This is a genomic window from Bacteroidota bacterium (assembly GCA_030706565.1).
Classification (GTDB): Bacteria; Bacteroidota; Bacteroidia; order Bacteroidales; family JAUZOH01; genus JAUZOH01.
Window position 1 is genome coordinate 1 of sequence record JAUZOH010000491.1, and the last position, 2,607, is coordinate 2,607.

Annotated in this window: 3 protein-coding genes; all 3 read left to right on the forward strand. The window is 39.0% G+C overall.

Going from position 1 to position 2,607, the window contains the following annotated elements:
• Positions 1 to 1,091: glycoside hydrolase family 3 C-terminal domain-containing protein (locus Q8907_15960; GenBank protein ID MDP4275764.1), on the forward strand; the 1,091-nt coding region annotated here is incomplete at its 5' end.
• Positions 1,092 to 1,142: 51 nt separating this feature from the next.
• Positions 1,143 to 1,988: a sialate O-acetylesterase gene (locus tag Q8907_15965; protein MDP4275765.1), complete on the forward strand. Its 846-nt coding sequence runs from the start codon at positions 1,143 to 1,145 to the stop codon at positions 1,986 to 1,988.
• Between the two features lie 204 nt (positions 1,989 to 2,192).
• Positions 2,193 to 2,607, forward strand: a 415-nt coding sequence (locus tag Q8907_15970) for a glycosyl hydrolase family 8 (protein MDP4275766.1), incomplete at its 3' end; no start/stop codon positions are given.

Consider the following 2,607-nt stretch of genomic DNA (forward strand, 5'->3'; position numbering starts at 1 on the left):
ATCTGGAGAATTTCTCCGGCAAATTTGAGACGGTTTATAAACCTGCTCAGTCTGGAGAAATTGTTTTTAACTCAGAGGCTTGCGGTAAATTTGAACTCGTTGTAAATGGCGATACAATTACCAGAATTCGTATGTGGAGGCCACTTCCAAAACATGTTGCCCTGAAAGTTGAAAAGGGGAAGGAATATAAGATTGAAGCTTATTTCTGCCAGGTGGAAAACTGGAGGGCAAGCCTTAACCTGAATTTTGGAAAAGAAGTGCCCGTTAAGTTTGATGATCTGATCAATAAATTGAAAGGTGTGGACGTGGTGATTTTTGCAGGGGGTATCTCTTCCAAACTTGAAGGAGAGGAGATGCCTGTTGATTTACCCGGATTCAAGGGGGGCGACCGTACGGATATTGAATTGCCTGAGGTACAGCGCAATTGCCTGATGGCATTGAAAAAGGCTGGGAAGAAGGTTGTTTTTGTGAATTGTTCCGGTTCGGCTATGGGCCTGGTCCCGGAGACAAAAAGCTGTGATGCTATCCTCCAGGCCTGGTATGCCGGTGAATCCGGAGGTCAGGCAATAGCTGATGTGCTTTTCGGGGATTATAATCCATCCGGTAAATTACCTGTTACATTCTATAAAAACATAAAACAGTTGCCTGCTTTCGAGGATTATTCCATGAAAGGACGTACTTATCGCTATATGTCTGATCCTTTGTTCCCATTTGGCTTTGGACTGAGTTATACCAATTTTTTAATTGGCAACGCAAAACTAAATACTGCAAGTATTAAAGCCAATGAAAATTTAGAACTTACTGTGCCGGTAATAAATGCCGGAAAACGTAACGGGACTGAAATTGTTCAGGTTTATGTGCATAAGGTAAACGATAACGATGGCGCGATTAAAACTTTAAGAGGGTTTCAAAGGGTTGATGTAGTTGCAGGGAAATCTGCTCAGGCAGTAATCAATTTACCCTATTCTTCCTTCGAATTTTTCGACCGTGCCAGCGGGAAAATGGCTGTAAGTGCAGGAGACTATGAGGTTATGTACGGAAATAGTTCGGATGCCAAAGACCTGAAGATTTTAAAAGTAACCGTTTTATAATTTATGTTCTTAACATAATAAATTTAATTTTAAATATTAAATTTAATTAATATGAAAATAAGAATGGGATTGTCCTTATTGGCAGGAATACTTTTATTTAATGTAAATGCTTTTTCTCAGGATCCTGATTTCTATATTTTTCTTTGCTTCGGACAGTCAAATATGGAAGGCAATGCAAGGTTTGAAGCACAGGACACAATGGTAGATAGCCGTTTTCAGGTTATGTCGACAGTCGATTGCCCTGATTTACACAGGACAAAAGGGAATTGGTATCCTGCTAAACCTCCATTATGCCGTTGCCACACAGGTTTGACTCCTGCCGATTATTTCGGCAGGACACTGGTGGCCAATTTGCCAAAAAATGTGAAAGTAGGCGTTATTAACGTTGCTGTTGGCGGTTGTAAGATTGAGCTGTTCGACAAGGATAATTATCAGTCGTATGTTTCAACTGCCCCGCAGTGGATGATTAACATGATTAAAGAGTATGACGGAAATCCTTATGCCCGCCTCGTGGAGATGGCTAAATTAGCTCAAAAGAAAGGCGTGATAAAAGGAATTTTATTACATCAGGGAGAATCTAACACGAATGATACTCTTTGGACGGAAAAGGTTAAAGGTGTATATGACAATCTGATTAAGGATTTAAACCTTGACCCGGCCTCTGTTCCTTTGCTGGCTGGTGAACTGGTGAATGCTGATCATCAGGGCGCCTGTGCCAGTATGAATAATATTATTGCGAAATTACCTCAGACTTTACCTAATTCTTATGTTATTTCTTCTAAAGGCTGCCCAAATGCATTTGATCACTTGCATTTTACTGCTGAAGGTTATAGAATAATCGGGAAAAGGTATGGAATGAAAATGTTGTCATTACTGGGTTATAAGGTGAACGAATAAAGATAAGCCTTTGTGTTTTGAGTGAAAATTAATATTATCGAGTTTTCTCTATTCCTGACATCTGATTTGGGAATAAGAAGTTAATTAGAAATAAATTAAAAAGATTAACTTGTTTTTTTATGTGTGTTCTTGTCAAAGACAGGAACACACATTGCTGCATGAATCTTTTATCAGTTCAAATAATAAATAAAATCAGCTAAATAGATGAAGAAAAGTGAGTTTTTTCGGGGGAATATTTTAAAGATAAAAATCATCATATTGCTGATGATTGGTGTTTTTTATTTGGGCCTTGGTACTATGTCGGCAAATAGAAAGGTGATTTCCAAACGAAGTTCCAATAATACCAGGGCTTTTTATACCGGTGTTTACAGAAATCTTTTTTTGGAAGCCGGATACAGTCAGTCAGCGATTGATCAGAAAGTGGCAAAAACTTATTCCGACCTTTTTGAAGGGCCAAACCGGATCTACTTTGAAGTGGGCGATTCCATGGGCTATGTGTCGGATTTGAAAAATCATGATGCCCGGACTGAAGGCCTCTCTTATGGGATGATGATTGCAGTACAACTAAATAAAAAAGATGTTTTTGACCGTATCTGGAGATGGTCGAAGAAATATCTTC